Origin of the sequence: Paenibacillus sp. GCM10027628 (genome assembly GCF_042676385.1) — a bacterium.
Classification (GTDB): domain Bacteria; phylum Bacillota; class Bacilli; order Paenibacillales; family NBRC-103111; genus Paenibacillus_E.
In genome coordinates this window covers 275,560-302,525 of sequence record NZ_JBHTHA010000033.1, presented here as the reverse complement: position 1 = coordinate 302,525, position 26,966 = coordinate 275,560, and the positions used below count along the sequence as shown (strand labels likewise).

Sequence of the window (26,966 nt, the reverse complement as noted above, 5' to 3'; positions counted from 1 at the left end):
TCCTTTTTTTCATGCCAAAAACCCTTGCTACGGCAAGGGTTTTGAATTATGAAACTGACTCGACTGTTCGTTGTTTATGGACTTTTGTTCTTTCGAGCCCCGATATGGCTATTTCGCCAAAAATTAGCGTCAAACTTATTCACTAATAACGACCTTTGTTCTTTGTCAAGCGGGTGACCCGGAGTTTACCCCCTCATTTCTTTGAAAGTGGCCGATGGTTGCATGATGTGCATTCGAAATTGCGGAAGAGCGAGCCAAAATGAGTGTTTTTTAGTGTGACTTTCTCACCTTCACAAAAAAAAGACCTTGCCACTCGACAAATCTGTGGATAAATCGTCACTCCGAATTGTGAAATTAGCAGGAGTGTTGATAGCTATCTTTTTCAAGATTACGTTTTGTTGGTAAATCGTAAATTAATTTGAAACTGCTGTTCAGTAAGACTCTCGGCGGACCTTTGCAGATTCGCTATCTACCGTTTACTTTCCGGCTTGCCGCACGATTTCACCAAAAACGATGAATTATTTGTAACTTTTTCCAAGAATATTCGTCTAATGATGAGATGTTGACTCAAGGAGAGGGGACGTGTATTGGGTGAGAATGAAATGGGCCGGCCATGCGGCCGTGTTTGCATTATGTTTCAGTTTGCTGGCTCCTGCCGGGGAGAGCAGGGCCGCCTCGGCGGATGTGCGGGTGATCTTGCCGGATTTTAAGGTATCACTGAACGGGCATACGGTGGATAATCAGCATCGCGAATATCCGCTGCTGGTTTACAAAGATATCACCTATTTTCCGATGACGTGGTACGATTCACGGCTGCTCGGGCTGGAGGCGAAATGGACACCGGAGAACGGGCTAGGCATTGTCCAGGGCCGGGTAAGCTCCTCGTATGCTTCCTATAAAACCGACCATCGGAATACGGCTTCTTACAGTGCCGAAATTCCCGCCTCGGCCATTTCGATCAATGGCAAACCGATCGACAACTCAAAGGAACCGTATCCGCTTCTGAGCTTTCGGGATGTCACGTACTTCCCGCTCACCTGGCGGTTTGCGCATGGCGAATTCGGCTGGGATTACCATTGGGACGACGCGGAAGGCCTGGACATTCGGTCCCATAACCCGCAGATCCTGACTCCGGAGCTGCCTGCATCCGCCGGCGAGAACGACGTTGCCTTGTATAAGGGATATTATTACTTTGCCGAGACGACAGAGAAAACGAATCAGGTATATCGGGCGCCCGTTCAAAATCCGTCCGAAAAAGAGCTCGTTTATTCGTACGACTTCCTTGGAGTCGAACCCCCGAGGAAAAGGGTGCATTTCCGAATTCTCGATAACGAGCTCTGGTTTTCCTATTTTGTAGGCTCAAATCTAATGGGGACGAATATATATGTGAAAGTGAACGACGACGGGAAGGGCGAAATGAAATTGCAAAAAGGCGGCTATACCGATTTCAAAAAAACGCCCTACGGCACCTTGATCATCGCTCTAGGCCCTAATGATTGGGAAGGTAACCTGTCTCTGGCAGCGCCAGGACAGAAAGATCAGCTCGGGAAGACCGTCGGAAATCCGAATCTGTTTTACGGCCGGTATGTCACCTTAGGTAATATGGGCTACATCGTCGACGGCATCGGGGCCGGTGACTCTGCAGAGGTTATAGGAGACGATGTTTATATAATGGCATCTACCTACAACCCTTCTGACGGTTACAACGATTTGAACAAGATTTATAAAATCGACTTAAAGACGAACGAAACGAAGAAAATCGTAAACACGGAAGTAAGCCGTTTCCGGATTTTGGGGGATAAGCTGTATTATGTCAAGGATGCGGACAATGCCTTATATGCATCCGCTCTTGACGGAACAGGCGAGCGCAAGCTGTCCGAAAACACCGTATCCTGGTTTGACGGGATTGACAGCAAAGTGTACTATAAAACAGCCGTTGGCGAAAACAAATACCGGCTGTATCAGGCAAGCCCGGACGGGGAAGATCCGCTTGTGCTGCAGGAGCGCCTTGACGGCATTCAGCTTCTGAATGGGAAGCTCGTCTGCCAGCTAGACGAGAAAGAGGATTACGGGGCGATGGTGCTGGACGACTCCGGCCACCTGGTGCTGGCGCTGGCAGACCCGATCTCGCACCTGCTTACGTCCGATGATGCGATTCTCTTCACCGCTTCAGGCGACTCCACCATCAAAGTCATCCACTGATGTCTCACAACCGGCTTGGTCAATAGTCTTAAGAGAGGCATGCTTCTATATGAGCATGCCTCTCTTTAATTTTACCTGAGGCTTTCCGCAAAATCTTTCAAGCGGACGACACTGTGCTCCTCACGCGATTGCTCAGCTGCAAATGCCATCAGGTGGCTTTGAACGGAGTGGTAAGCGGAGGTCAGCCCCTGGCTTTTACCGTCTTCCCTAACCAGCCTTAGGAAATCTTTGATCAAGCCGAAATCGCCGCCGCCGTGACCAACATGCCCTCCCGCATCTTCGAATGTAATTTTTTCAATTTTACCGCTGCCAAAATGAAGCACTTCGATCTCCTGCTTCTCCATGGCTCCGCGAATCTCTCCCGTGGTTCCCATTAGCTTGATGGTACGACTCACATCTTTCGTAAATGCATTCATCGTAAACGAGGCCGTTACCCCGTCCGCGAATGCCAGATTAACCACTTGATGGTCGACGACATCGTTATCGCAATGATAAACACATCTCCCATAGGGACCTTCCTGCAGCGCCTTCAGACGCGCTTCCATGCTGGAGTCGTCGCTAATGGCCGAAGTCGGCCAATCCGTATCGTCCGTCAAATATTGTTTGGGAGCATAGTACAGACACTCATCGGCAACCGGACAGCCGTCCAGACAGCGCTCCGGCGCTCCCGCCGGAGCCTGGTCCGAGGTGAAATGAGATAACGAACCGAAGGAGGAAACCATCTCACACTCCGAACCTGCCAGCCAGAGCAGGATATCAAGATCATGGCAGGATTTGGCCAAAATCATCGGACTGGATTCTTCTTTTCTGCGCCAATTCCCTCTAACGAAACTATGAGCTTGATGCCAGTAGCCTACATTCTCATTATGCTGTATCGACATTAGCTTGCCGATCGCGCCACGATCCAGCAGATCTTTAATTGTCGAAAAGAAATTCGTGTACCTCAGCACATGACAGATGGAAAAAACCCGGTTGGCTTGAGATGCGATTTCTCCCATACGCACACATTCCTTCGCATTTGGCGACATGGGTTTCTCCAGAAGAACATGATATCCCGCATTTAGCGCTTGAAGAGTCGGTTCGAAATGCTGCTTATCCTGCGTGCAGATTAGCACCGCATCCGCGAGTCTCGGTTTGGCGAACAGTTCCTCCCAGGTGCTGAAACAGAGGTCATCCGCTAAAGCATGTCTTGCTTTAAATTTCTCCCTGCGTTCAACATTTGGTTCTGCTACAGCGACAACCTCGACCTCATGAGGATGCTGTAAAGCATATTCCAAATAGTTAACGCCTCTTAATCCGGCTCCAATTAATGCAACCTTTACTTTCTTCATCTGTGTTCATCTCCTTACGTCTCCCCGCTCAATCTTTCCTTTATTCTTTGACGCTGCCTACCGTCATGCCCTTAACGAAATACTTTTGAAGAAACGGATAGACAACCATGATCGGCAATGCGCCCATGAAAATTTGTGCGGTCCGAAGCGTCTTCTCGCTCAAGTTTTCCATCACTTTCAATTGTTCGGCTGAAATCGCCGTCATTTGGGAATTCATTGCGGTAATCAGCGTAGATAAGTACGTTTGCAGCGGGTATTTCTCCGGTGAATTCATATAAAGGATGCCGTCAAACCATGAATTCCAATGTCCGACGATCGTAAACAGTCCAATCGTTGCGATCGAGGGGAGGGAAACCGGCAAATAAACCTGCCACAAAATCCTCCAATGTCCCGCCCCGTCTATGGTAGCCGCCTCTTCCAACTCTTTAGGAATGGCTCTAAAGAAATTAAGCATCAGGACCATGTTCCAAACATTCAAGGCACCCGGCAGGATCAGCGCCCAGATCGAGTCCAATAGTCCCGTGTTTTTCACGATGATATAGCTTGGAATAAGTCCTCCGCCAAAAAACATGGTGACGGCAAAAAACCATACATACGGCGTTCTAGATCTAAATTGTTCCGGCGTTTTGGCCAGAGGATAAGCTGTAATGAAGACTAGAAGCATGTTGACTGCCGTACCGAGAATGACCCGTTCGATGGAGACCCCCAATGATCGGAAGAACTCCACCTTTTCCCCAAGATACAAATAAGCATCCCAAGAGAAACCGACGGGCCAAAGCTTGACTTCGCCGGCCATTGCAGCCGTATTCGAGCTAAGAGAAACGGACAGCAAATGAATAAACGGTATGATCCCAAGGAGGGTAATGACGGTTAACAGCAGGATATTGAACACGACAAAAAGTTTTCTGCTAAACGACTGTCTATATACCACAAAGCACATCCTCCAGCGGTCTAAAATATTCTGTAATTGTTATACTTATATGCCGTGTAATAGGAGATTGAGACCAAGCCCAAAGAGAGCACGGATTTAAAGAGACCGACTGCCGCCGCCGGCCCGAATTGCTGGCTGAACATCCCCAACCGGTAGACGAACGTATCGATAATATCCGATCCTTGATACACAGTCGGATTATACATGATTAGAATTTGCTCGAAGCCGGCGTTCAGAATGTTGCCTAAACCCAGGACGCCCAGAAGTATCACTACTGGCGCAATCCCCGGCAGCGTAATGTGGATCATTTGCTTCCATTTTCCCGCTCCGTCCACTTCAGCAGCTTCATACAAATTCATGTTAATGCCGGTGATGGCGGCCAGCATGATGATCATGTTGTAGCCCATCCCTTTCCAGACATCCGATCCGATAATGATGCCTCTGAACCACTCATTATTCAGCATAAACAGCACCGGCTTCAAACCCATTAGCGTAAACAGACTGTTAACCGGTCCATTCAAGGAGAACAGCTCAATGATGACACCGCCAAGGACGGTCCATGAAAGAAAGAACGGTAAAAAAATGCTCGATTGGATGAATCGCGAGAACCATTTCTTCGTAACCTCATTTAACAATAAGGCAAGCACGAGAGGAACGATCAGGAAAAGCACCATTTTGAAAAGGGAGATAACGATGGTATTCCACAGCACTTGATTGAAATCCGGCAAATGAAATACATAGTTGAAATTATCCCAGCCAACCCATTTCGATTTAAAAAAACCGGATAACGGCTCAAATTGCTGGAAAGCCATGACGATACCGGCCATTGGACCGTATGCATAAATAAGCGTAACCAATTCTCCTGGTACAAGCATCAGATGCAGAGGAGACTCTCTCCGAAGCGTTCTCATTCCTATAGGAACCTCCTACTTAACCGTTTGTTTGCTGTACCAATCATTTACTTCTTGAGTGATTTGATCGCCGCCAAGCGTCTTCCAGCTCGCCACAAACTTATCGAAGTCATCGATCGAACCGCCCAATACGATTTTCGTAAACGATTCCAGCATCAATTTATCCAATTGACCGCCCTTCTCGACTTGGGTCGTGGTAGGAATACTGTAGAATTCGTTATTCACGAATGCTTTCTTTTCTTTAATTTGGCGAGTCAGCCCCCATCCGCCTTCTTTGGCGGCCCGGCTGAAATACTGCCCCCAATTTACGCCTCTGGATGCATTCGCCGTATTTTGTCCAAGGTAGTCTTTCGTCGCTTTGAAGACATCCGCGACATTTTTGTAATTGTCGTCATCCAGAGTAATCTCGGTTTGTTTGGCATCGAGTGCCTTATTGACCTCGGTATAGATCGTCTCGATTTGAGCAGGGTTATACAGTCTCGGAACGAACCAGTTGTAAACATAGCCATTTTCGGCTTTATTTTTATCCATATATTTTTTATTGCCCATCTCTAGGTAGAAGTTCATCATCTTGATTGCCGCTTCCGGATGTTTGGCGTTTTTGTTCACTACAAAAATACGGCTGCTGCGCAGCTTGGGAACGAGTGACTTCCCTGGGCCATCGAGTGAAGGAATTTGAAGAGCGATCCAGTCGGCTTTCGGATCTTTGTCCACGTTTAAATTAAGCGGCCAATTCGGATACCACCATTCTCCATAAGAGATGCCTACCTTGCCTGCCGTGATATCTTCGACGACTTTGTTCTCATCCTTCAATGCGAACTCTTTGTCGAAGATGCCCTTTTGGTACCATGACTGCATTTTACTTAACGCTTTCTTTACCTCAGGCTGAATGAGACCAGGTACCAGCTTCCCATCCGCACTTTTAATCCACGCGGATTGGTTATCACCTACAGAGGGATAGGCGCCAAATCCGTTGAAAAATCCTCTGACATCGAAGCCCCAGTAGATGAAGTTTTTTTGCATCGCGATGCCATAGGTATCATTTTTACCATTTTTGTCCGGGTCGTTTTTAACGAAAGCTTCCGCAACTTTTTCCAGATCGTCGATCGATTTGGGCGGTTGAAGATTCAAGTTATCGAGCCAATCTTTACGAATCCACAGCAGCTGCGTCGATAAAAACGGGTCTTCGAAGGAAGGAATGCCATACTGTTTGCCGTCAGAACTGAAAGTTTTCATCGCAAATCCGCCATCGGACTCCATATACTTCTTGAGTGTCGGAGAAGCATACTGATTGTAGGCTTCCGTCAGATCGGCAAGCACGCCTTGCTTCTTTAATTTCTCGTAGTTTTTCTGATCCAGCTCCATGATGTCCGGCAAATCTCCGGAAGCCATAGCCAGTGCGAATTTTTGTTCATATTGGCTCGATGGAACGGTCCACTTATATTTAACGTCGATATTCGTCATGTCTTTCAAATCTTTGAGGTAGACATTCTTGTCGGGTGTGATCCCCTGCGGCGTTCTCGGGTCCTCCGGAGGATTGTACCCCAGAACTTCGGTAACGGTTACAGGATCTGGGTATTTTCCTAGAGGGTCTTGCGCGATAGGGCTGCTTTTTGATGCTGCCGTAGAAGAAGCCGCTGCCGATGGAGCCGGCGGGCTCGATTTGTCAGTGACTTGACTTGAACACGCTGTCATTAGGGCAATCGTTAGACTGCCGGTTACCATCAGATTCATTCTTTGTATACTTTTCATCTTGGATTCTTTCCCCCTTTTTCATTTGCAATCAGGTACTCTAGCGGTTCTCTCTTACACTTTTATTGTAAGGTCAAAGGGAAAAGTCAAACAATTTCAATTCTTTTACATTGCTTTCACTTTATTTACCTATTGTAAATTCCGGTATTCCTGTGGAGAGGTTCCGGTCATTTTTTTGAAAAAAGTGGTGAAATAAGACGGCGATTCAAAACCTAGCTTTGCAGCGATTTCATGCAATTTCAGTTGCGGATTGGTCATCAAGACGATGGCTGCCTCAAGTTTGGTCGACCGAATATAATCAATGAGGTTGTGGCCGGTGATTTGTTTGTAATAACGGGATAAATAGGATGGATTAAAATGGACTTCTTCCGCGATAGCAGTCAAAGATAAATCCCCGGACAGATGATTCTTGATATATTGATGAATCTGATCAATCAGTAATAGCCTGAACTGTTCCTGACTCATTCCCCGCCCTTTATAATGCGTCGGCACAAGCGAGCTTAATTTGTCCAGATCGACGATGACCATCTCTTGACCAAGCTGTACTCTTTTGCGAATGAAGGAGCGGGCTTCTTCCACCTGCGCATGAAGGCCGTCCCAATCATTCATCAAGTTGCCGGAAATGGCAAAGGAGACGGAAACATTCAGCATTCTCGTGCATTCGTTTTGAACCGATTCCAAAATTCCTTTCATGTAAGCGACAAGCCGAAGCCAGTTCAACTTATGATCCTCGCCCAGCAAGCGGGTCGTTAAATCGGCATCCGGTTGCAGCAGCCATACAAGGGCGGAAGCATCGTATACAGCTTTCTCCCCGTATAAAGAGGCCGGCAGGCAGCTGTCGAATATTTGCTGAACAGTTTTCAGCAGCTTCCATTTATCGGCAGTTAATTGATCTTCAGCGTGATCCGCTTGTCCGACAAGGAAGAAAGCAGGCCGGTCTGCAGCAATATGAAAGTCCACCTCCGCATAGCGAGGATTAGCTAAAAGCTCGGCCATAGGTACCCCATGCAGGAGGGCTTCCATCATCTCGTTCTTAAGCAGCGGCTCCGCGAATTGAACGTGCATTTCCGCTTTTTCCTGAAGAATCCGAGTCCGGTTCTCTTCGTCCAGTTTGTCCATAGCTATCTTCACCGCTTTGTAAACGGGTTCGATGCCTTCTGTTTTAAGTATGTAGTTCTCCACGTTTTTTCGAATAGCTTCGTATACGTAATCGAATTCGCTGTAACCCGTTAAGAAAATAATGCGGCATGAAGGCCAATAGTAAACAATCTCATCCACGAGCTGCAGGCCATTCTTCTGGGGCATTCGGATGTCGCTAACCAGAATATCGAGCTTCGTTTTCTTTGCGATTTCAATCGCTTCGTTCGCAGAGAACGCTTTACAAACGTCAAGTTCAAAGTCCGAATTTTCTTGAAAAAGCTGCACCAAGCCGTTAACAATCACAGGTTCATCGTCCACGATGAGCAGTCGGTACATCATGTATGCCTCCTAATGTTTAATTGGGGCCCCAGTGGGGATTTAATTCAATGACCAGGTCTACTTTCAAGCCGCCATATTGGCTTCGAGACAAGAACAGTCCGCTATTTGCCCCATATTTCAATTGCAGCCTGTTATTTACATTTATAATCCCGGTCTTCTCGGTTCGCTCCGAACTTAGCTCAAGCTGCCCTTTCAATTGCTCAATTCTCTCATCTGTCAACAGTTTTCCATTGTCTTCCACCGTAACGCGCACAACATGATCTTCGTTGCTCACGCCGATGTAAACCACGCCAAGCGTGGTTTCGTCTTCAAACGCATGTTCAAACACGTTCTCCACGATCGGTTGAATGATCAGACGCGGCACCATAATTGCCTTATAACGATCCGGGAGTTCTGTATACTCGTAATGAATCCGATTTGAGAAACGAATACACTGAATGTCGCAATAGTCAAGCGCATGCCGGTACTCGTTATTCAAAGGCACCTCGTCAGAGCCGCTTCTCGTAATGTACTGATAGTAGCTTCCTAGCTTTTGCGAGAGCTCCGCCGCACTCTGGGCATCCCCCGTTTTGCACATCATGTAAATGTTAAAGAAACTATTATACAGAAAGTGCGGGTTGATTTGAGATTGCAACTGCTTGAGTTCGGAGTGCTGCAGGGCGATTTTCTGCTCATAATTCTCTTCGATCGAACGTTTCAGTCTGGAGGCCATACGGTTAAAGCTACTAAACAAGTAATGGAATTCGTCCTTCCTTTTTGACTCAATAATCAAATTCAAATTATCCGTTTCGATCATATGAAACGCTTTGGTCAGCTTGGAAAGCGGTTTATGAATCATGAGATGGACCGAGAATGAATATAGAAGCAGAACCGCGATGGCAATGATAAATAAGGAGAAGAACCATGTGTTGAACTGATTCAACGGACGCGTAAGTTCATTCTGGTTCACATACATGATCAACGATAGATTTAAAGAGCTGACAGGGCTGTACGTGATAAAATAGCTTGTCCCGCCCACCTTCCGGATCATGGATTTATTCTGATCACGATTGACTTCACTAGTAATCAGCGAAAGTGCTTCCGGCAAAATCCGCGTATCCTTAGCAGTGGATAATACGAGCCCAAGGTTTCGGTCCACAAGCATGACTTCGGATTCCTGATAAAGGACTGCAAGTTGATTTAAGGTCTCCAGCAGCTTGCCCCTGGAAATTTCAATATAAGACCAAATGCCGGAATTATTCTCGCTTTCAATGAAAAACATCCGATCTCCATCTCTATAAAATGAAGGTTTCGGAGTGGTTTTCACGAGGGCGGAGATCACCTTGTATTCCGGATTCGGCGCATTCGTAACACCGTTCAAGGTAGAGACGGTTTTTCCTATAGATTTGATGTAAACACCTGCATTGACCACATAGTCGCTCGCACTTTGCAGTGTAAGCAGACGGTCTTTGACTTGAGTAATTGAATCCACTTCCTCGTAGCTACCCATTGTACCGCCCCGAAAGCTGAGCTTCTGAAGATCACGGTCGTTCAGAAATTCCAGCTGCTGATTACGGATAAAATATAACTGGCTGTCCAGCTGCTTGGAATAAAACGAAGCGCCATCGGCGGCCGATTCCGATATTTCATTCTTGATTAAAGAAATCCCTTTGAAGTTAACCCCAATATTCATAACGATTAACGGCACGAGAAATGCGATGAAAACGATAACAATTTTCTGGTAGACGTACCATCTTGCCCTGCCTGCTGTCTGCAGCTTCATGAGGCAACCCCCGAATCGATTTGGTTTCCAAGTTTAGTTTAGCTTTAGTATACAGAGATCCTAAAAAAAGAACTATCCCTAAGTTCATCGTTTCCACAGCATGTTTTTTGTAATAAAAGGAAAAAATAACGCGATCACTGGGATAAATCTCATCCAAAGATTGTCCCCGCAATATAAAGGAGACCGTTATGAACATATGGACAAAAGTGACTTTACTACTGGCAATATCCATGTTTGCCTCGGCGGGAGCAGCATCCGTTCAGGCATCAAAGCCTGAGAAGCAGTTAACAGCGGCATTCGTGCGAAACGGGGATCTATGGATCAAAACCGGTGAAACCGAGAAGCAATTGACCAAGGGAGAAACGATTCGATATCCTAAATGGTCCTTTGATGGCAAGTGGATTGCTTATACCAGAGGAGAAAATGAGAAGGAATTGTGGGTATGGAACGTTCCTACCGGAGAGACTCGTCTCGTAAGATCAGGTGTCGACAAAAATTATCAATGGGCTCCGACGCGGGACCATCTCGCATTTGAACAAGATCAGCAATTATATGAGGTAGATCCTGCTGCGCCGGAGAAGCCGGATCTTGTCGTGCAAGATATCAGCAATTTTTCCTGGCTGCCTGATGGCAGCGGGTTTCTGGCTTCATCCGGGGCCAAGCTTTTGCCTGATGGATGGACTCCTGTACGAATCCTAAAAATACCGCTCACGGCAAAAGGCGATCCTAGCCGATTCGAGACTTTATATGTGCTGCCAAAGCAATCGGATGCATTCTTTGCCGTTGGAACCAGCGTTTTCAAATGGTCGGCAACCGGCCAATGGATCGCATTTCTGGCAACGCCTACCGCGTCGTTATCTGCGGATAGCAATACGCTGTGCACGTTGTCCTCGGACGGTTCTCAGTTTAAAACCATCGGCCAAATGGCGAACAATGACCAATGGTTCCAATGGGCGGACGAAGGCGAAACACTCGCCTATATCGGGGGCCCCGGCAGAGAGGGCACGTCAAATAAACAGCTGAAAGTGACCAATGTCCCACAGGCCGCCCCGATAGTCTATACGCCCGCAGGTTATGTCGACGTGAGCTTTACGTGGGTGGATTCCCGGACAATGATAGCCTCAAGAGCCAAAGAAGCTGAATGGACAGGTGATACAGCCAAACGCCAGCTACCCTTCTTAGTCCAAGTGAAACTAAATAAGCAGCGGCAAAAGCAATTGACTTCGAATTCGCACGTTTACGGCGATTTCAATCCGATTTCACTTCCGTTTCAGCGTCTGGCTTGGGTTAGTTCGGACCGAAGCACGGCTAAGGTCACGCTTGCGGGCCGTAGCGGCCATCATGCTGTTACCTGGATTGAGAATTTAACCATTGGAGACAGCTATTACGAACAGTGGGATTGGAGAAGCGTGCTCAGTTTTTATATGAGAACCCAAAAATCCCCTTATGTCTACAACGAAGACATTCGCCACCGCGTATGGGCTTTCTTTTAGACAAGTTTCCTCTTCTATCTTCAATAAACCATAAATACCTCCTCCAACACTTCGACAGTTTTTACATGTGAGATGTTTTAAACTTGTATTACATACAGATGGAGGTGCAAGAGATTTGGTGGATAAAAACACAAAAGCACAAGCCTTATGGTTTGTTAGTCAGGAAATGGAGAGAATTCTCAGGGATTTAGAGGGCGGGGTTATTACTAGAGATCAAGCGATTGGCAGTTATAATACGGTGTTTAACCTTGCATCCGGAATTGAGGATATCAAATATATGAAAACCATTTGCAGAATCATAAGCCATCTCCGCTCGACGAACTACTATTTCAATTTAAAAAAATTATATCTAAGCAATTACTTCGGAGAGGAACCAGTCACCACCGTTGAGAATAAGGAAAAAGAAATCGTTTATAAGTAGTTTCATTTAGAGACGCATGGGGTCCTGAGCCGCATGCGTTTTTTTATTCAACGAATTTTTTTCAAAAATTGCAGTGTCCGTTCATTTCGAGCATGCTCGAAAATGTCTGCTGGCGTTCCTTTTTCAACGATGACGCCTTGATCCATGAATACGACTTGATCGGCGACATCCCGTGCAAACCCCATCTCATGCGTAACGACGACCATGGTCATGCCCTCATGAGCCAGCTCTTTCATGACTTGCAAGACGTCCCCCACTAATTCCGGGTCCAGCGCAGAGGTAGGCTCGTCAAATAATAAGACACCAGGATCCATGGCCATCGCCCGTGCGATTCCGACACGCTGCTGCTGTCCCCCGGACAGCTGGTGGGGGTACATATCAGCGCGATCACGTAAGCCGACCTTCTCGAGCAAATCCATTGCTTTCCTCTTCGCCTCTCCTTTAGGCCGTCTCAAGACGATGACTTGTCCTTCCATCACATTTTCAAGTGCGGTTAAATGGGGAAACAGGTTATAACTTTGGAAAACCATGCCGGTTTGTTTGCGGATCGCTTTCACAATCGTTTGGTCTACGCGACGATTACCGTTAAACTCGATGCTTGTTTTTGCAATAGAAAGTGTCCCTTGCTCCGGCATTTCCAGTAAATTTAGGCAGCGCAGCAAAGTGGTTTTTCCTGAGCCCGATGGACCGATGATGACGGCCGTTTTCCCTTTCTCAACCGACAGATCGATACCATTCAGGACTTGCTGCCCGTCAAATCTTTTGTGCAGCCCAGTTATCTGAATCATTGCTGAATCCCCCCTTTAAGTTTTGATAGAACAAATGCGGACTTATCTGGCCACCTTTCGTTCAAATCGCCCTTCGAGCCTGTTCTGGAAATGGGAAAGCACGGTGCTAAACAATAAATAAATACACGCCACCTCTATGTAAAGCCAGAGCGGTTCGTATGTCACAGCTGCTATTTGCTGACCTTTTTGAAACATCTCCGTCACGGTGATGGTCGCAGCCAGTGATGTGTCCTTGATTAAACTAATAAACGAGTTGCCTAGCGGAGGAATCGAAACCCGGGCAGCTTGCGGTAAAATGATACGACGCATCGCTTGCCATTTGGTCATGCCGATTGCGTACGCAGTCTCGCTTTGACCTTTGGGGATGGACAGGATCGCCGCCCGAATGATTTCTGAGCTATAGGCTCCCTTATTCAAAGTAAACCCGATAATCGCTGTAGGAAAAGGCTCAAGAGTAATACCTAAACTCGGAAAGCCGTAAAACAAAATAAACAGCTGGACGAGCAGCGGTGTGCCGCGAAATATCCAAACGTAGAACTTGGCAATGGCTACTAATGGGGGAACATCCGATAACCGGGCGAGAGCCGTTAATAGAGCAAGCAGCAATCCAAGTGTGAATGTGATCAGGGTAAGCGGAATGGTAAATAGCAGGCCAGCCTTTAAAATAGGAAAAAAGGAATCGCTAAGGATTCCCAGGATGCGTTCTGTGCGATCAGTTGTCATCGGCTCCCAGTCCTTTACTTGGAAACGTCTGCGTTAAACCATTTTTGTGAAATCTTCAAAGAGGTGCCATCGCTTTTCATATCGGCAAGTGCTTTGTTGATCTGTTGTACAAGCTCTGTGCTGCCTTTTCTGAACAAGAAGGCGTTGCTTGTCGCATTCGGCTCTTCATACACCGTCTTGATCGGTAAATCGGGACGCTGCTTTTTCAAATCAAGATAGGACAGGCTGTCGTTGATTGTCGCATCGATGCGACCGGAAGTTAGCAGATCGATCGCCTGGTTGAAACCTTCAACCACGGTGTTTGTTGCGCCATGATCTTCGGCGATTTTACGGTAATTGCTGTCCAAAGATTGTCCTACTTTTTTGCCTTTTAAGTCATCCAGTGTTTTTATTGCCGTGTTATCGGCCTTTACGACAAGAACAGCGCGAGAGACAATGTAAGGGTCGGACATATCATATTTCTCCAGACGATCCGGTCGAACCGCCACTTCATTCGCTACCATGTCATAGCGTTTGGCGTCCAGCCCGGCGATCATTCCATCCCATTTCGTTTCAATAAAACGGGGTGTGCGATTGATTCGTTTACACACTTCTTGGGCCATTTCAACGTCAAATCCAGTTAATGTTCCCCCTTTGTCGTGAAACGTGAATGGCGAATACGTACCTTCCGTCCCGATCGTTATTTCGCCTTGGCCTTGAGTTTGACCGGTTGGCGCCGGGGCGGTGCTTTCAGCCGCTTTCTGCCCTTTATTCGTACTGCAGCCTGCGGCCGCCAGGATCAATACACAAATCAGGGATGCTGCAATTCTTGGTTTCATGTGATTACCCCCATATAGGATTGATCTTTTCTTATCTCCTACTATTTTTTCTTTAAATGGTTAATGCTATTCACCTGAAGGCTACTTCAATGAGAGGACGGTGATAAGGTGACCGATAGCAAACCGAAGGGGCATGTAGAGTTTCATCAACCAGCGGTGAAACTTGCAGCGGATATACTTGGAGACGCAATCATGCGGGAGCATCTGGAGGAAATGATAGAGAATGACGGATATCCGGGCAGCTGCTCCATCATCAATACCAAGCAACCGGATAACGAATAAATGCCCGGAAAACAAAACAAGAGCGATAACGGAACTATCCGTTATTGCTCTTGTTTGTATGCGCCATATTAAACGACTACAAATTGATTGACCGATCTTAGCAGTTGTTTTTCTTCGATCGTAACTTGAATCGTACCGTATGCACGAATTTTCCCTGGTCCAAAAACCCTCAAATTCGCTTGTCTTGCCTCGATGTTGCATCCTTGATTTCGCGCTTTCTCAAAATCAATATCCTCAACGAGAATAGTTCCTGGTGTCAGCATATGATTACCTCCAAGTTTATTTACCTTCTATATCTTATCAAAAGATGCTTGATAAATAAAATGGTAGCTTTTCATATACTAAAACTTTTGCGGAAATTGCTTAATTATCCCTTCAGATAAGGTATCCGCCAGTTTAATAATATGGTCTACACCGTGATCATAGGCTGAAATATCTGCGTCCCAATCCTTTTTAAGTCTAGCCTCGACAGCATCGATGGTCATTTTCAAATGTGTATATAACAAATCTTTCAATACGGGTTTCGACCAATTCGGATTGGCGCTGCTTAAGAATTGGGCAATATCGTCGGCATTTCAGTGCCATTCGGCATCATACTTTTTAAGTCTACATATTTGTAAGATTGCCTATCTTTACGTATTTTTTTCCGTGTTGGACCCGAACCAGTTGAACCCATGCATAGATAACAAGGAACAACAGCATAAAACCAGCCGAATAACGATACATCATCGCGTAACCTGTTACGGAAGATATCGCTCCGAGCAATAGAGCTCCTATAGCTACGCCAAGATCCGTGGAATTGTAAAACATGCTATTAGCCATGCCATGCTGCTCTTTGGGGCTTAACCTGAGCATCCAGGCCTGCAAGGTCGGTTGTATGGAACCGAAACCCAGACCATATAGAAGCGCGGAAAGAATGAGCATCGGCAATGCAGTCGTAAATGAGAGTAAAGTCAAGCTCGCTAGCACGCAAATCGCCGCAGGAATAAGAACAGCTGCATGCCCTTTTTTATCAAACAATTTACCTGAAATGGGTCTGATCAGAATGATCGTGAACGCATTAAACAAGAAAAATAACCCTACTTGCTCCAGATGCACCGCTTCTCCAAACAAGGCAATAAAACTAAGCAGACCGCTATAGGTTACAGAAAGAAGGACATTCAACAGCGCGGGAAACAATAGTTTGGTATTAAAGGGTTGCTTGTTGGAATTTTGACTACCGGCAGTTTGCCCTTGCTTGGAATCTTGCGGAATCGACCGCGACAGAATAAGAATTGGAAAAATCAAGAGGGCGGTTGCCGTTCCAATCATGGACAACGTACCGAATCCGTAATGCCTCATCACATTCAGACCGATCATCGGTCCCATTGACATGGCTAGACTGGTTGAAAGGCCGAAGTATCCAATACCTTCCCCCATCCTTTTACCCGGAATAATTTGTGAAACCAAGGTGGGAATGATCGTGCTCGACATCCCGAATCCAATTCCATACCCAACCCGCATAACCAGCAGCGAGCCTATGGAATCCGCCCAGACATAAACGGCAGTAATAATTGTGGCTACAGCCAGCCCGATCAGCAAAATAACCTTTCGCTGAAACTTCCGTATCAGCGCCGCAGTCAAAAATCGTGTCGCTATTGCGGATAACGCGAACACACTTGTTACAAGACTGACCGTTAAATCCCCGGCTAAAAATTTGCCTTTCACATAGGCGGGAAACGAGGACAGCAGCATTTGCAAATTTAAAAATAATAAGAATGAGCAAATTGTCAAACAAATAAACGCTTTGGTCCAAAGCTTGTGTGATTGTTCGGGATTATTCATGATGTCATGCTCCTATTCACCCTCTGACAGTTCGTTCACATGATTGTTGATCCGCTGAAGCAGCTCCAGCAGCATATCGTATTCGGAATCCGACATACATCGTTTCACATCGTTCACGACTTTCAGTTCGATCGGAAGCGTTTGTTCAATCAGTGATTTGCCTTTGTCCGTGATATAGACTGCAAAAGAGCGGCGATCATTTTCACCGGTCTTCTTCGTAATGAAGCCCTTTCCCTCCAGTTGATCGAGAATTCGTGTAGTTGTCGGTTTGTCTTTGGCGGTACGTTCGGCAATCTCTTTTTGAATTAACCCGTTTCCACGTTCTACCTGATAAAGTACGGACCACTGCTCGGGTGTAATTTCATATTCCTTCAACCGATTCTGCAGTAGGTTCGATAATTTACGGTAGGCTACGCCCATATTAAAGCCGATGGATCGGTCCAACCCGCTATCTTTTATCATCAGCCACCCGTCCTTTTTTAATTAGTTGTTATAACAACTATAGTTAAAACAACTATGTTTTGTCAAGCAGATGCATCCAATTGATTATATATCCGCTGATTAGTTTTCGAGAAATGGAGGTAAAATAACCTACAGAAAAATGAACAATCAGGAGGCATTATGAGAATACTCGCAGCGTTAAGCATCTTTTTATTTTTGTTTCATTCTGTTGCTGTCGCGGCCCCTAGAAAAGACCGCGCGTATTATGAGAATCGCGGGGAAGTCGTCTGGGAAATAACAACCGATGAGAAAGTGATCGCACTTACATTTGACGATGGGCCTCATCCCGAGTACACCGCGCAAATTCTGGATTTATTAAAACAGTATGACGCTAAAGCGACTTTTTTCGTTGTTGGCAATAAAGTAAAACTATACCCCGACCTTTTAAAGCGGGAAGTCGATGAAGGTCATGAGCTTGCCAATCATACATACAGCCATGCCTATTTAAGCAAAAGAACGAACATGAAAAAAGAAATCAACAAGGCTGAAGAAATTATTTATGCCACGACAGGGCGGCATTGCCAATTATTTCGGCCGCCAGGCGGCTTTTTTAATGAAAGACTCGTCTCCACGGTCAGGCAAGAGGGATATAAAATGGTTATGTGGTCATGGCAATTGGATACGAAAGATTGGAATACGCCGGGGGTTAATCGAATTGTAAACAAAGTCCTGTCGAACGCCAGAAACGGGAATATTATTTTATTCCACGATTATATCGAAGGCCCCACACAGACCATCGAGGCTTTAAAAATCATTTTGCCGGAATTAAAAAATAGGGGCTACCGATTCACGACCGTTTCGGAAATGTTGAATTATCAGAAAGCAATTCCTGCGAAAATACGATGAATAAACAAGTGGAGCCTTTTTTAAGAGGGCTCCTCTTTCGATTTTGTTTGCCTTTCTTGCGGCATGTGGAATCATTTATTAAAAATAGTCTAAATCTTACACAACAATGTAAAAATTATTCCTGTGATTACTTGATATATATGGGTAGTATTTTGTTATCATCATCAAACTAATATGTAAGCGCTTTCCGATTAATTAAAGGAGGTGATTCTCAGTTAGGTTTTGATCCGACTTGAAAACAGTTTTAGCTCATCACTTTTTTTAGGAGGAATCGTTAGATGATTTTACGACCGAATGTAAACCGTATTTTTTCAATTACCGTCATTGCGCTTTTGCTTAACGGCCTTATTTTCGCCTGGCTCCCGAAGCCGGTCATGGCAGCAGGAACTACTTATTATATCGATTCGGTAAACGGTAACGACAGTTATAGCGGCAGCAGCGAGTCGCAAGCCTGGCAAACGTTGAACAAGGTCAACGGGACAACGTTCCAGCCCGGGGATCGCATTTTGTTCAAAGCGGGCAGCGTATGGACCGGTCAACTATGGCCGAAAGGCTCCGGAGCGGATGGAAAACCGATCGTCATCGACCGATACGGGACAGGCGGAAGGCCGATCATCCATGGCGGCGGGTCGAACTTCACGCAAACGGTGTATAACAGCACTGCGACTTACAACACAGGAACCGTACTGCTCAAAAATCAGGAGTACTGGGAAATCAATAACCTTGAAGTAACAAACGACGATGATTTCCAATCGGAAAATAACGACTCCAACGCGCTTCGGGCCGGCATTTTTTTCGTCATCGATTCGAATGAGAGCGATCGAATATACAACCATATCTACATAAGGAACACTTACGTTCACGACATTGACGGTTACAACAATGCGGGTGCCAAGGAAAACGGCGGGATTATCGGCGTTATCAAAGGAACCTACGCGACTTCGCAACCAACGGTAGCCAGGTTCAACGATGTGCGCATCGAAAATAATACGATCCGCAAAGTCGATCGGGTCGCGATCCGCGTTGCTGCGCATGCGAATTATGTTCAGGACGATTCGTTCTCGACTACAGGTGCCAGAAAATACGGCAATTGGAACACGAATTTTTACCTCGGTCATAACACAGTGGAGGACATCGGAGGCGACGGCATCATTCTGCGCGATACCGACGGCGCCATCGTCGAGAGCAACGTCTTAACCAAGTTCGGTACCAGGGTGGCGGGAAGCAATGCGATCGCCGGCATTTGGCTGACGGTCGGGAAAAATAATACGTTGCAATATAATGAAGTGTCCGGCGGACCGTTATACAACCAGGACGGCTGTGCCTTCGATTTTGATTATTATCTGGAAAATACGGTTTACCAATTCAATTACAGCCATGACAACCCGATGGGTACGATGCTGCTCATGGGCGGTAACATTAACGACGTGATGCGCTACAACGTCAGCCAAAACGACGGCGCTTTCATCCGTCACTTCGCTTCGGACGAAGCGACGCCCGCTTCCATTTATAACAACGTCTTTTACTATGACGGCGCCAAGTTTAAAGTCAGTCTCGATAGCGACGGTCAAGTGCAAAACGGGTATAACTTCTATAACAACATTTTCTATAACGCCAACCCTTCCGCTCCGACAAACTGGGGCACTGAAAACTGGGGACAGCTGAAATTCAGCAATAATGTCTTCTATGAAGCGGGCGGCACGCATCCGGCCAAGGAACCGTTCGACCCGAACAAAATAACGGCCGATCCGAAATTCGTCAAACCGGGCGGTGCGGGCGTAGGCTTACAGACGGCATACGCTTACGAGCTTAAGGCAGATTCTCCGGCGATTAATGCCGGTCTGGCTATGGACAATAACGGCGGCAAAGATTATAAGGGCAATCCATTGTATAACGGGCTGCCGGATATTGGATCGTTCGAATATCAGGGCGATACTTCAGCGGTCAATCATCAGCCATATGTCACCAATGCTGAGTACAACGTGAAGGAAGGCAAACAAGTAACCGGCAGGCTGTCCGCGAGCGATCCGGACGGTGATATCCTGCAATTTTCGATTGTGAACGGAGCAACAAAAGGTACTGTAAAGCTTGCGGACAGCAACACCGGCGATTTTGTATACACGCCGAATCCGGGCGTGTGGGGCAGCGATAGCTTTACGTTTAAAGTATCTGACGGAAAGCTCGAATCAGCGCTCGGTACCATAACCGTAGCGATTTCGCCGGCGCATTTAGTTCAAATCGGCGCTTCTGAAGATGCTTTTGTTCGCGACGGATCATACGCCAATACGAAATATGGAACCGGCAATACACTCGAAGTGAAGGCGGATGCCTCGAGTTATAACCGGCAAGCATACTTGAAATTTGATCTTTCCTCGTTCACCGGGGCAGTCGAGAGCGCTAAAGTTACGCTTGTTCCAGTTGCTGTAGGTACGTTAGGCGTTGCGAATGAAGCGTACCTCGTAAGCGATAACAGCTGGCGAGAAACAACCCTGACTTGGACCAACAAGCCTATAGCCGGTGCCCTCGTAGCCAGTTGGTCTGCTCCCGCGGTCGGGACACCCGTACAGTTTGATGTGACGGATCAAGTCAAATCGGCGATTGCAGCCGACAAGAAACTGTCGCTTCAGATAATAACTCCGCCATCCAGCAAAGGTTCAGGTTCTCTAGTTACTTATGCTTCTAAAGAGAACGAGACGGCCAACTACAGGCCATTCATCGAGATTAAGCTGGCAAACGACAAGCCTGTAGCAGTCGGATCAGAATGGAATACTTGGCAAGATACGGCTGTAAATGGGGTTTTGAACGCGAGCGATCCGAACGGAGATCCACTGTCGTATAGTATCGTAACAAACGGTACGAAAGGAACGGCAATGATCACGGATGCGACTACGGGAGCGTTTGTATATACGCCAAATCCGGGCGTGGTTGGTACTGATTCGTTTACGTTTAAAGCGAACGATGGCATAGCCGATTCGGAAACCGTTACGGTAACGGTAAGCATCAAGGATACGCTCCCTCCTGTGACGACGGATGACGCGAAGAGCGGCTGGCAGAAAACGGTGCAGACGATCCATCTATCGGCTATAGATGCGGGAAGCGGTGTAAAGTCGACGTTTTACAGTGTGGACGGCCAGCCGTTTACGGAAGGAAATACAGTAGCAGTGGACAGCGAAGGCTTACATGAGGTTAGGTATTACAGCGTGGATGCCGCAAATAATCAGGAGACGATCAAATCTGTAGAGGTTAAAGTCGACCTGACTGCACCTGTCGTGAGTCCGACTGTGTCGATGACGGTTTATCAAACGGATACGGCCAAGGTTGCCTTTGACATTACGGACGCTTTGAGCGGAGTAGCGGGAACCGTCATCACCTTGGACGGCGCGGAAATTACGCAACCGATTGTGCTCGAACCGCTTTCACTGCACATAGGCGAACACAACATCCGGGTGACGGCAGACGACCTTGCAGGAAATGTGACAGTTCGTGAATTTACGTTAAATGTAATTATGGATACCGCTCATTTGAAGCAGCTTCTGCAAATAGGGAGCGACAAAGGGTGGATCACGAACCAAGGCGTGCTGAACAGCCTGATGGCAAAAGCGAATCATAACAGCTTGAACGCTTTGGAGAATGAAGTGCAAGCGCAAGCCGGCAAAAAGATTGCAACCATGTTTGCGAATTTGCTCTTGACCGATATTGAGTATTTGAAAAAGCTTGATTCACAAAAATAGGTTGTCCTGTTCATAATCAGGCACATATGAAAAATAGCTCATTGGCGGAATATTATTACCGCAATGAGCTATTTTTCTCACACTATAGGATTTCGGCCGCTACATTTGAGATGTCATGCTTTTCTTAAAATCGGACGGGTAGACCCCAACGATTTCTGTAAACAGCTTGGTAAAATGCCGTGTGCTGTAATATCCTACCTGTTCAGCGATTTCTTGAATGTTCAGCTTGCTTTCCATTAGAAGTTCTTTGGCTTTCAGGATACGGATTCGCGTCAAATATTTCACAAAGGTCGTTCCCGTCTTTTTATGGAATATCGTGCTCAAATAGCTTTGAGTCACGTTGAGTTCACCGGCGATTTGTCCGATACCGATATTTTTCATATAATTGCGCTCCGTGTAAGCCAGAACATGATCGACAAGATCAAATGAATGCGCCTCGTGCTGCTTTTGCAGCAAGAGCTGATCCCCCATTTTGCGTAATTTGCGGAAGAAATCATCAGCTTCCTGCTCACTGCCCTCACCACCCGGAATTTGAAAAACGGTTTGCAGGTAAGGCCATAAGTCTTTCATCCTTAACGTTTCTTTTTGCCAAAGTAGTTCCAATTCTTCCAGTGTCGTCTGAAAGTTCATATACAACTTGTTCTTGTACGCTTGAGCCAGCTGGCACAATTTTTTACCTGCCATCAGGGATGCGCTTTCGGAAATGGCCGCATTTTGAAGCTCTTTAAGGAGCCATCCCCGGTTCATTCCCGCAATAATCCGATAGCATGATATCTCTTGGATTTGCCCGATTTGCCTATGAAAGCCCAAAAACCCGCCGATTTCTTCCGTATGTACGATCGTAATTGCAGTGGAATCAGAGCGAAACTGTCTCACCACCGCTTCAAGCGCATGAAAATACGCGCAAATACGCTTACGTGCTTCCGGTTTCAGCGGATCCCAGACGCCAACTGTAACCATCTCGCCTTTTGGCAAAGTGAACAAAGCGATATGGCCGCCGTAGACAACGTGCTGCTGAATACATCGCCTAGACGCTGCTATTAATTGTCCTTGTATGACTTCCAATTCCTTAGGAGAAGCTGAGCTATCGATATAGCATACAGATCCCTGAAACTTCCCATTCCGAAGCAAGCTGTCTTCCGATTCCGCCTCCAAAGGCACTAACCCATGGAAGAGCGCATAGAGCTGATTTTCAAATTGCTGATTCAACTGGTATAAATACTGCTTGTTGTCTCTGCTAATACTGGAGATCGCTTTTTCCAAATCAATCGGATTCACCGGTTTTAGCAAATATTCGGAAACACCAAGCCCTACAGCCTGTTTCGCGTATTGAAAATCCGAATAGCCCGTTAAAATGATCCACTTGGTCTGTGGCGCGCTTATCTTCGCCCTGCGAATCGCTTCAATTCCGTTCATTCCAGGCATCCGAATATCAACGATTGCCGCATCCGGCTGATATCTGGTCACGAGCTCCACCAGTTCCTCCCCATCCGCCGCCTCGCCCATAACCTCCCACGAAGTCTCCATTTCATGAATCATGCTGACTAACCCTAACCTCACCAAATGCTCGTCGTCTGCAATGACAATCTTCATCCATTTACACCTCCTGGCAAGGTATAAGAATCTCGGCGCTCGTCCCTTGATGAATGACGCTATGCAAATTGAATTGGGCAGCCGGCTGAAAGATCAGAAGTCTCTCTTGGACGTTGGTAATGCCTACGCTCTTCGCGGCCTTATCGGTATCGAAACCGACACCGTTGTCCACAATGGTGATTTGCAAGGTCAGGCTTTCACGGCCTTCGCTTTCCTCAAGCATTCGCACTTGAATCAAGAGACTCCCCTCCCTTTTCAATGGCTCGATTCCATGAATAATGGCATTTTCCACTAGCGGCTGAAGCAAAAGCTTGGGAAGTCGGATGGATTCCGTTCGCGGATCCACGTCTATCGTGACGGTTAGCTTCTCTCCGAAACGGATTCGTTGAAGATCGCCGTATTTTTGGAGAAAGGCAATCTCCTCTTTTACAGTTGCCATATCTTGATGCTCCAGCATATACCGCAGCATACTGCTGAGCGATAAAATCGCATTTTCCAACAGGCGACTCTGCCCGGAGCGGTTTAATCCGATAAATCCATTCAAGGTATTATATAGAAAATGAGGCTGAATTTGCGCCTGCAGGGCTCGGTACTCCGCATTTCTCTGCCCCAGCACGGCGCGATACTCGCGATCGATCATATCTTTCAGCTGTGTAATCATCATATTCAGCGTCATCCCCAGCTGCGCGGTCTCATCCTTGCCGCGTACGACAAGCTGGCGATCCCAATTGCCACGCTGCACGCTTTTCATCACATGCACCATATCCCGAAACGGTTTGATGATCCATTGCGTTAACGAGATGTTCAAGAACAGGGTCAATAGTGTTCCTCCGGCAGCGAAAATCGCTCCGATCAGATATATCCACGTTAATTGCGATTCAAATTCGCGGTTCGAAAATAATACGGCGATGCTCCATCCTGATTTCTCCATCGTCTTGATGACAACCCGGTAAGTGTCCCCGTCATCCGCGACGTTGACCTTGCCGTCAACTAATTGCAAACGCATTTGCTCCTTCAACGGATAGTTGGAATAGAGCGGCTGCTTATTCTCATCCAGAACGGCAATAATCGTCGTCACATTGAACTTCACGTCCCCAATGATCTTCTCCAGGACAATGTTGGCCGCGTCTGCCATGATCACGCCTAACGGCTTTCCGGAATCGGGATCCTTGATTAAGCGAGATATGGAGAAAACTTGTCTAGGGGGGTCCCGCTCCAAATAATCTTGCTTATGCTTGCTGATGTAGGCGACATTGCCGTCCTTTTCCAGCGCCTTCTGATACCATGATTGCTGCTTGTAAGCATAATTCGGGACAGGAATCGAACTGTCAACGGAAGTGACGACGTACACCGAGCCGTCTTCAGGCAGCAGGATCGTTCCCAAAATGTCCTGCCTCGGATTTGTAAACTGTTTCGGCAGCGTTTGCCGAAAAGCTTTTTCCGCCATATATTTGGAATATTCGCTGGCTTCCCCGTATCGGTCGCTGGCTTTCAGTTTCAATGCTGTCATCACATCATCGTTCAAATAAGGCGTAATCGTAAGCCGCTCCAAATCATCCAGATACATTTCCACATTGCGAGTCAACGATGTTAGAGTTCCTTCGGAAAGTAACGTCGTCTGCTTGACGAACAAATTTTTATAGTAGTAGGGCAGCACAAAAATGATAATGACAACGGGTATGATAACGGTTATCAAATACAAAATGATCAGCTTCGATCGAATTGACATTGTCTTTTTCATCTGGGTGTCTCCTCCTACTGGATCTATTTTCATATTAGCCTAGACAGATCAAGTAGGAAAGAGCGGGTTTGCTTATCCTTTAACGGCGCCGGATGATAGTCCGCTTATGAAGTATCTCTGCAGGAATAAATAAACGAGGGTAATCGGTATGGCGCCCATCAACGATCCGGCGGCTACCCAACCGATATTATTGTTGTATTGGCCGAAGAAACCGGACAGTGCGACAGTAATCGTCCTAATTTCGGGCTTTTGCAGAAAGAACAGGGATAGCTGGTAGTCGTTCCAAATTCTGAGGCAATTAAGGATGATAACCGTAGCCGTTATCGGCTTCAGCAGAGGCAAGAGGATCCGATAAAATAAAGCAAAGCGCCCGGCCCCATCAATCAGTGCGGCTTCATCAATTTCGAATGGAATGGAACTGATAAATCCGGTATAAAGAAAAATGGTCATCGGCAAACTGAAGGTAACATGAAGCAAAATGATCCCCCAGAAATGGTTCATGCCTCCGATATCCACCATGAACTTATAGAGAGGAACCAATGTCATTAAAGGCGGCACAATCAAGGCGGAGACGAAAAGCGTATACATGATTTTATTGATACGCGTTTGATGCCGTGCCAAAGGGTAAGAAGCAATGGAGCCAAGCAAAACAATAAGAACCCCTGCACATAAGGTAATGAACAAATTGTTGGTAAAGGCTGTTCCCAAGTGGGCTTCTTTCCATGCGTTAGTGAAATTATCTAAATATAAATATCCGGGAGAGATCCATTTGGAGGTTAGATCGTCGACAGCTTTAAAGGAAGTAGTAAGCAGAATATAAAAAGGAAGTATATGAATGAAACATACGGACAGGGCAACCATATCGAACCAAATGGAACGCTTTTTCATGATGCCCCTACCTCCCTGCGTCTTAAGTACAACAATATCACGATGCTGATGACGGATATAATCACAAACATGAGAATGCCAATTGCAGCCGCATAGCCGGCGTCCTCTCTGCCGAAATAGAGCAGATAAGTGAGTGTGGAAAGCGAGGCCGACGAATAACCTGGTCCGCTATTGGTCAACGCCGATATCACATCGAACAATTGCAAGCCTCCTATCACATTAAGCACAATACTAATCGTTACGGATGGAGCGAGCAAAGGCCAAGTGACATGGATAAATTTATAAAATGCGTTTGCGCCATCAATGGTCGCCGCCTCGTAATAATCCTTGGGGATGGTTTGAAGCCCGGCAAGATAAATGACCATGGCTATGCCTAAATACTGATAGGTGTTCACGAAAGTGATGAGCCACACGTTCAGATTGGGATTTCCCAATAAATTAATTGGCTGGTCTGTAAATAACAAAATGATATCGTTAATGGCTCCTCCCTTGAACTGAAAGAAGAAGTACCAGATGTATCCCATGATCAGCGGGCTAATAATTGCAGGCAAATAAACGATTGTTCTCGTTAATCCTTTTAGCCGTATCTTTTGGTTTAAAAACAGCGCGTAGGCGAGGCCGATGATATTTTGCAAGAACGCGCTCCCTAAACCGTAAATGAACGTATTCCGGATGACTTTAGCAATATCGGGATCGGATACCATGCGATGATAATTAGTAAAGCCCACCCATTTATAGGTCTGGGAATAACCGTTCCAATTCGTAAAGGAGATCTGTATCCCCTTGAAGAACGGATAAAAAATGAACATACAAAACAAGACGAAGGCCGGTATATATAAGATATTCAAAATGGATGCGGAACCCAATATTCTACTCAAACCGCTTTGTTTCTTCCGATTCACAGCAGCCGGTATATTTACTTGAATCGTTTCTTTTACCGACATGTTCA

22 protein-coding genes are annotated in these 26,966 nt (G+C 46.4%); 6 read left to right on the top strand and 16 right to left on the bottom strand.

The genetic code is table 11. From position 1 onward, the window contains the following. Positions 1-597 precede the first annotated feature (597 nt). Complete coding sequence (locus ACFQZT_RS22265; protein WP_379303215.1) at positions 598-2,202, top strand: DUF5050 domain-containing protein; 1,605 nt, start codon at positions 598-600, stop codon at positions 2,200-2,202. Positions 2,203-2,273: 71 nt separating this feature from the next. On the opposite strand, the gene ACFQZT_RS22260 is transcribed toward ACFQZT_RS22265, so the two are convergent. The 6 genes from ACFQZT_RS22260 to ACFQZT_RS22235 form a co-directional block, all read right to left on the bottom strand. Then, the gene (locus ACFQZT_RS22260) at positions 2,274-3,533 is read right to left on the bottom strand and encodes a Gfo/Idh/MocA family protein (RefSeq protein ID WP_379303185.1); all 1,260 of its coding nucleotides are present in this window, start codon (positions 3,531-3,533) and stop codon (positions 2,274-2,276) included. Positions 3,534-3,573: 40 nt separating this feature from the next. Further along, positions 3,574-4,473, bottom strand: a complete 900-nt coding sequence (locus ACFQZT_RS22255; RefSeq protein ID WP_379303183.1) for a carbohydrate ABC transporter permease — start codon at positions 4,471-4,473, stop codon at positions 3,574-3,576. An 11-nt stretch (positions 4,474-4,484) separates the two neighbouring features. Continuing rightward, positions 4,485-5,375 (bottom strand): ABC transporter permease, encoded by an 891-nt coding sequence (locus tag ACFQZT_RS22250; protein ID WP_379303181.1) that lies wholly within the window; start codon positions 5,373-5,375, stop codon positions 4,485-4,487. Positions 5,376-5,390: 15 nt separating this feature from the next. Further along, positions 5,391-7,127 (bottom strand): extracellular solute-binding protein, encoded by a 1,737-nt coding sequence (locus ACFQZT_RS22245; protein ID WP_379303179.1) that lies wholly within the window; start codon positions 7,125-7,127, stop codon positions 5,391-5,393. A 129-nt stretch (positions 7,128-7,256) separates the two neighbouring features. Further along, on the bottom strand, positions 7,257-8,606 hold the full coding sequence (locus ACFQZT_RS22240) for a response regulator (protein ID WP_379303177.1): 1,350 nt from the start codon (positions 8,604-8,606) through the stop codon (positions 7,257-7,259). A gap of 16 nt (positions 8,607-8,622) precedes the next feature. After that, entirely contained in the window at positions 8,623-10,368 is a 1,746-nt protein-coding gene (locus ACFQZT_RS22235; protein WP_379303175.1) for a sensor histidine kinase, read from the bottom strand. A 188-nt stretch (positions 10,369-10,556) separates the two neighbouring features. Here ACFQZT_RS22235 and ACFQZT_RS22230 point away from each other — a divergent pair, with 188 nt between their 5' ends. Together ACFQZT_RS22230 and ACFQZT_RS22225 are read left to right on the top strand one after the other, a co-directional pair. Further along, complete coding sequence (locus ACFQZT_RS22230; RefSeq protein WP_379303173.1) at positions 10,557-11,861, top strand: TolB family protein; 1,305 nt, start codon at positions 10,557-10,559, stop codon at positions 11,859-11,861. 118 nt (positions 11,862-11,979) lie between these two features. Continuing rightward, entirely contained in the window at positions 11,980-12,282 is a 303-nt protein-coding gene (locus ACFQZT_RS22225) for a hypothetical protein (protein WP_379303171.1), read from the top strand. A 47-nt stretch (positions 12,283-12,329) separates the two neighbouring features. Here the strand turns inward: ACFQZT_RS22225 and ACFQZT_RS22220 are convergent, their stop codons facing one another. From ACFQZT_RS22220 to ACFQZT_RS22210, 3 genes are read right to left on the bottom strand one after another with little or no spacing between them, the layout of a single operon-like run. Continuing rightward, complete coding sequence (locus tag ACFQZT_RS22220; RefSeq protein WP_379303169.1) at positions 12,330-13,070, bottom strand: amino acid ABC transporter ATP-binding protein; 741 nt, start codon at positions 13,068-13,070, stop codon at positions 12,330-12,332. A 42-nt stretch (positions 13,071-13,112) separates the two neighbouring features. Then, positions 13,113-13,793, bottom strand: coding sequence for an amino acid ABC transporter permease (locus tag ACFQZT_RS22215; protein ID WP_379303167.1), 681 nt, complete (start codon positions 13,791-13,793; stop codon positions 13,113-13,115). A gap of 14 nt (positions 13,794-13,807) precedes the next feature. Beyond that, positions 13,808-14,611 carry an amino acid ABC transporter substrate-binding protein gene (locus ACFQZT_RS22210; RefSeq protein ID WP_379303165.1) on the bottom strand — a complete coding sequence of 268 codons (804 nt, stop codon included), beginning with the start codon at positions 14,609-14,611 and terminating at the stop codon, positions 13,808-13,810. A 108-nt stretch (positions 14,612-14,719) separates the two neighbouring features. Between ACFQZT_RS22210 and ACFQZT_RS22205 the strand changes: the two genes are divergently transcribed. Beyond that, entirely contained in the window at positions 14,720-14,893 is a 174-nt protein-coding gene (locus tag ACFQZT_RS22205; RefSeq protein WP_379303163.1) for a hypothetical protein, read from the top strand. A 68-nt stretch (positions 14,894-14,961) separates the two neighbouring features. On the opposite strand, the gene ACFQZT_RS22200 is transcribed toward ACFQZT_RS22205, so the two are convergent. The 3 genes from ACFQZT_RS22200 to ACFQZT_RS22190 all read right to left on the bottom strand — a co-directional run bounded on the left by ACFQZT_RS22200 (position 14,962) and on the right by ACFQZT_RS22190 (position 17,179). Further along, complete coding sequence (locus tag ACFQZT_RS22200) at positions 14,962-15,156, bottom strand: hypothetical protein (protein ID WP_379303161.1); 195 nt, start codon at positions 15,154-15,156, stop codon at positions 14,962-14,964. A gap of 343 nt (positions 15,157-15,499) precedes the next feature. Continuing rightward, on the bottom strand, positions 15,500-16,717 hold the full coding sequence (locus ACFQZT_RS22195; protein ID WP_379303159.1) for an MFS transporter: 1,218 nt from the start codon (positions 16,715-16,717) through the stop codon (positions 15,500-15,502). A 12-nt stretch (positions 16,718-16,729) separates the two neighbouring features. Further along, entirely contained in the window at positions 16,730-17,179 is a 450-nt protein-coding gene (locus ACFQZT_RS22190; RefSeq protein WP_379303157.1) for a MarR family winged helix-turn-helix transcriptional regulator, read from the bottom strand. 159 nt (positions 17,180-17,338) lie between these two features. Between ACFQZT_RS22190 and ACFQZT_RS22185 the strand changes: the two genes are divergently transcribed. Both ACFQZT_RS22185 and ACFQZT_RS22180 read left to right on the top strand, forming a co-directional pair. Beyond that, a complete protein-coding gene (locus ACFQZT_RS22185) occupies positions 17,339-18,064 on the top strand; it encodes a polysaccharide deacetylase family protein (RefSeq protein ID WP_379303155.1) in 726 nt (241 codons plus the stop codon). A gap of 278 nt (positions 18,065-18,342) precedes the next feature. Beyond that, positions 18,343-21,795, top strand: coding sequence for a CBM96 family carbohydrate-binding protein (locus tag ACFQZT_RS22180; RefSeq protein WP_379303153.1), 3,453 nt, complete (start codon positions 18,343-18,345; stop codon positions 21,793-21,795). Positions 21,796-21,894: 99 nt separating this feature from the next. On the opposite strand, the gene ACFQZT_RS22175 is transcribed toward ACFQZT_RS22180, so the two are convergent. The 4 genes from ACFQZT_RS22175 to ACFQZT_RS22160 all read right to left on the bottom strand — a co-directional run bounded on the left by ACFQZT_RS22175 (position 21,895) and on the right by ACFQZT_RS22160 (position 26,961). After that, the gene (locus tag ACFQZT_RS22175; protein WP_379303151.1) at positions 21,895-23,388 is read right to left on the bottom strand and encodes a response regulator transcription factor; all 1,494 of its coding nucleotides are present in this window, start codon (positions 23,386-23,388) and stop codon (positions 21,895-21,897) included. A gap of 4 nt (positions 23,389-23,392) precedes the next feature. Next, a complete protein-coding gene (locus tag ACFQZT_RS22170; RefSeq protein ID WP_379303149.1) occupies positions 23,393-25,129 on the bottom strand; it encodes a cache domain-containing sensor histidine kinase in 1,737 nt (578 codons plus the stop codon). A gap of 72 nt (positions 25,130-25,201) precedes the next feature. Beyond that, positions 25,202-26,017: a carbohydrate ABC transporter permease gene (locus tag ACFQZT_RS22165; protein ID WP_379303147.1), complete on the bottom strand. Its 816-nt coding sequence runs from the start codon at positions 26,015-26,017 to the stop codon at positions 25,202-25,204. After that, entirely contained in the window at positions 26,014-26,961 is a 948-nt protein-coding gene (locus tag ACFQZT_RS22160; RefSeq protein ID WP_379303145.1) for a carbohydrate ABC transporter permease, read from the bottom strand. The genes ACFQZT_RS22165 and ACFQZT_RS22160 overlap by 4 nt, the downstream gene beginning before the upstream one ends. Positions 26,962-26,966 lie beyond the last annotated feature (5 nt).

What these genes read in the sequence shown, in the direction of transcription:
- ACFQZT_RS22265 (WP_379303215.1), top strand. Translation starts at nt 598, where the DNA reads ATGAAATGGGCCGGCCATGCGGCCGTGTTTGCATTATGTTTCAGTTTG.
- ACFQZT_RS22260 (WP_379303185.1), bottom strand. Translation starts at nt 3,533, where the DNA reads ATGAAGAAAGTAAAGGTTGCATTAATTGGAGCCGGATTAAGAGGCGTT.
- ACFQZT_RS22255 (WP_379303183.1), bottom strand. Translation starts at nt 4,473, where the DNA reads ATGTGCTTTGTGGTATATAGACAGTCGTTTAGCAGAAAACTTTTTGTC.
- ACFQZT_RS22250 (WP_379303181.1), bottom strand. Translation starts at nt 5,375, where the DNA reads ATGAGAACGCTTCGGAGAGAGTCTCCTCTGCATCTGATGCTTGTACCA.
- ACFQZT_RS22245 (WP_379303179.1), bottom strand. Translation starts at nt 7,127, where the DNA reads ATGAAAAGTATACAAAGAATGAATCTGATGGTAACCGGCAGTCTAACG.
- ACFQZT_RS22240 (WP_379303177.1), bottom strand. Translation starts at nt 8,606, where the DNA reads ATGATGTACCGACTGCTCATCGTGGACGATGAACCTGTGATTGTTAAC.
- ACFQZT_RS22235 (WP_379303175.1), bottom strand. Translation starts at nt 10,368, where the DNA reads ATGAAGCTGCAGACAGCAGGCAGGGCAAGATGGTACGTCTACCAGAAA.
- ACFQZT_RS22230 (WP_379303173.1), top strand. Translation starts at nt 10,557, where the DNA reads ATGAACATATGGACAAAAGTGACTTTACTACTGGCAATATCCATGTTT.
- ACFQZT_RS22220 (WP_379303169.1), bottom strand. Translation starts at nt 13,070, where the DNA reads ATGATTCAGATAACTGGGCTGCACAAAAGATTTGACGGGCAGCAAGTC.
- ACFQZT_RS22215 (WP_379303167.1), bottom strand. Translation starts at nt 13,793, where the DNA reads ATGACAACTGATCGCACAGAACGCATCCTGGGAATCCTTAGCGATTCC.
- ACFQZT_RS22210 (WP_379303165.1), bottom strand. Translation starts at nt 14,611, where the DNA reads ATGAAACCAAGAATTGCAGCATCCCTGATTTGTGTATTGATCCTGGCG.
- ACFQZT_RS22200 (WP_379303161.1), bottom strand. Translation starts at nt 15,156, where the DNA reads ATGCTGACACCAGGAACTATTCTCGTTGAGGATATTGATTTTGAGAAA.
- ACFQZT_RS22195 (WP_379303159.1), bottom strand. Translation starts at nt 16,717, where the DNA reads ATGAATAATCCCGAACAATCACACAAGCTTTGGACCAAAGCGTTTATT.
- ACFQZT_RS22190 (WP_379303157.1), bottom strand. Translation starts at nt 17,179, where the DNA reads ATGATAAAAGATAGCGGGTTGGACCGATCCATCGGCTTTAATATGGGC.
- ACFQZT_RS22185 (WP_379303155.1), top strand. Translation starts at nt 17,339, where the DNA reads ATGAGAATACTCGCAGCGTTAAGCATCTTTTTATTTTTGTTTCATTCT.
- ACFQZT_RS22180 (WP_379303153.1), top strand. Translation starts at nt 18,343, where the DNA reads ATGATTTTACGACCGAATGTAAACCGTATTTTTTCAATTACCGTCATT.
- ACFQZT_RS22175 (WP_379303151.1), bottom strand. Translation starts at nt 23,388, where the DNA reads ATGAAGATTGTCATTGCAGACGACGAGCATTTGGTGAGGTTAGGGTTA.
- ACFQZT_RS22170 (WP_379303149.1), bottom strand. Translation starts at nt 25,129, where the DNA reads ATGAAAAAGACAATGTCAATTCGATCGAAGCTGATCATTTTGTATTTG.
- ACFQZT_RS22165 (WP_379303147.1), bottom strand. Translation starts at nt 26,017, where the DNA reads ATGAAAAAGCGTTCCATTTGGTTCGATATGGTTGCCCTGTCCGTATGT.
- ACFQZT_RS22160 (WP_379303145.1), bottom strand. Translation starts at nt 26,961, where the DNA reads ATGTCGGTAAAAGAAACGATTCAAGTAAATATACCGGCTGCTGTGAAT.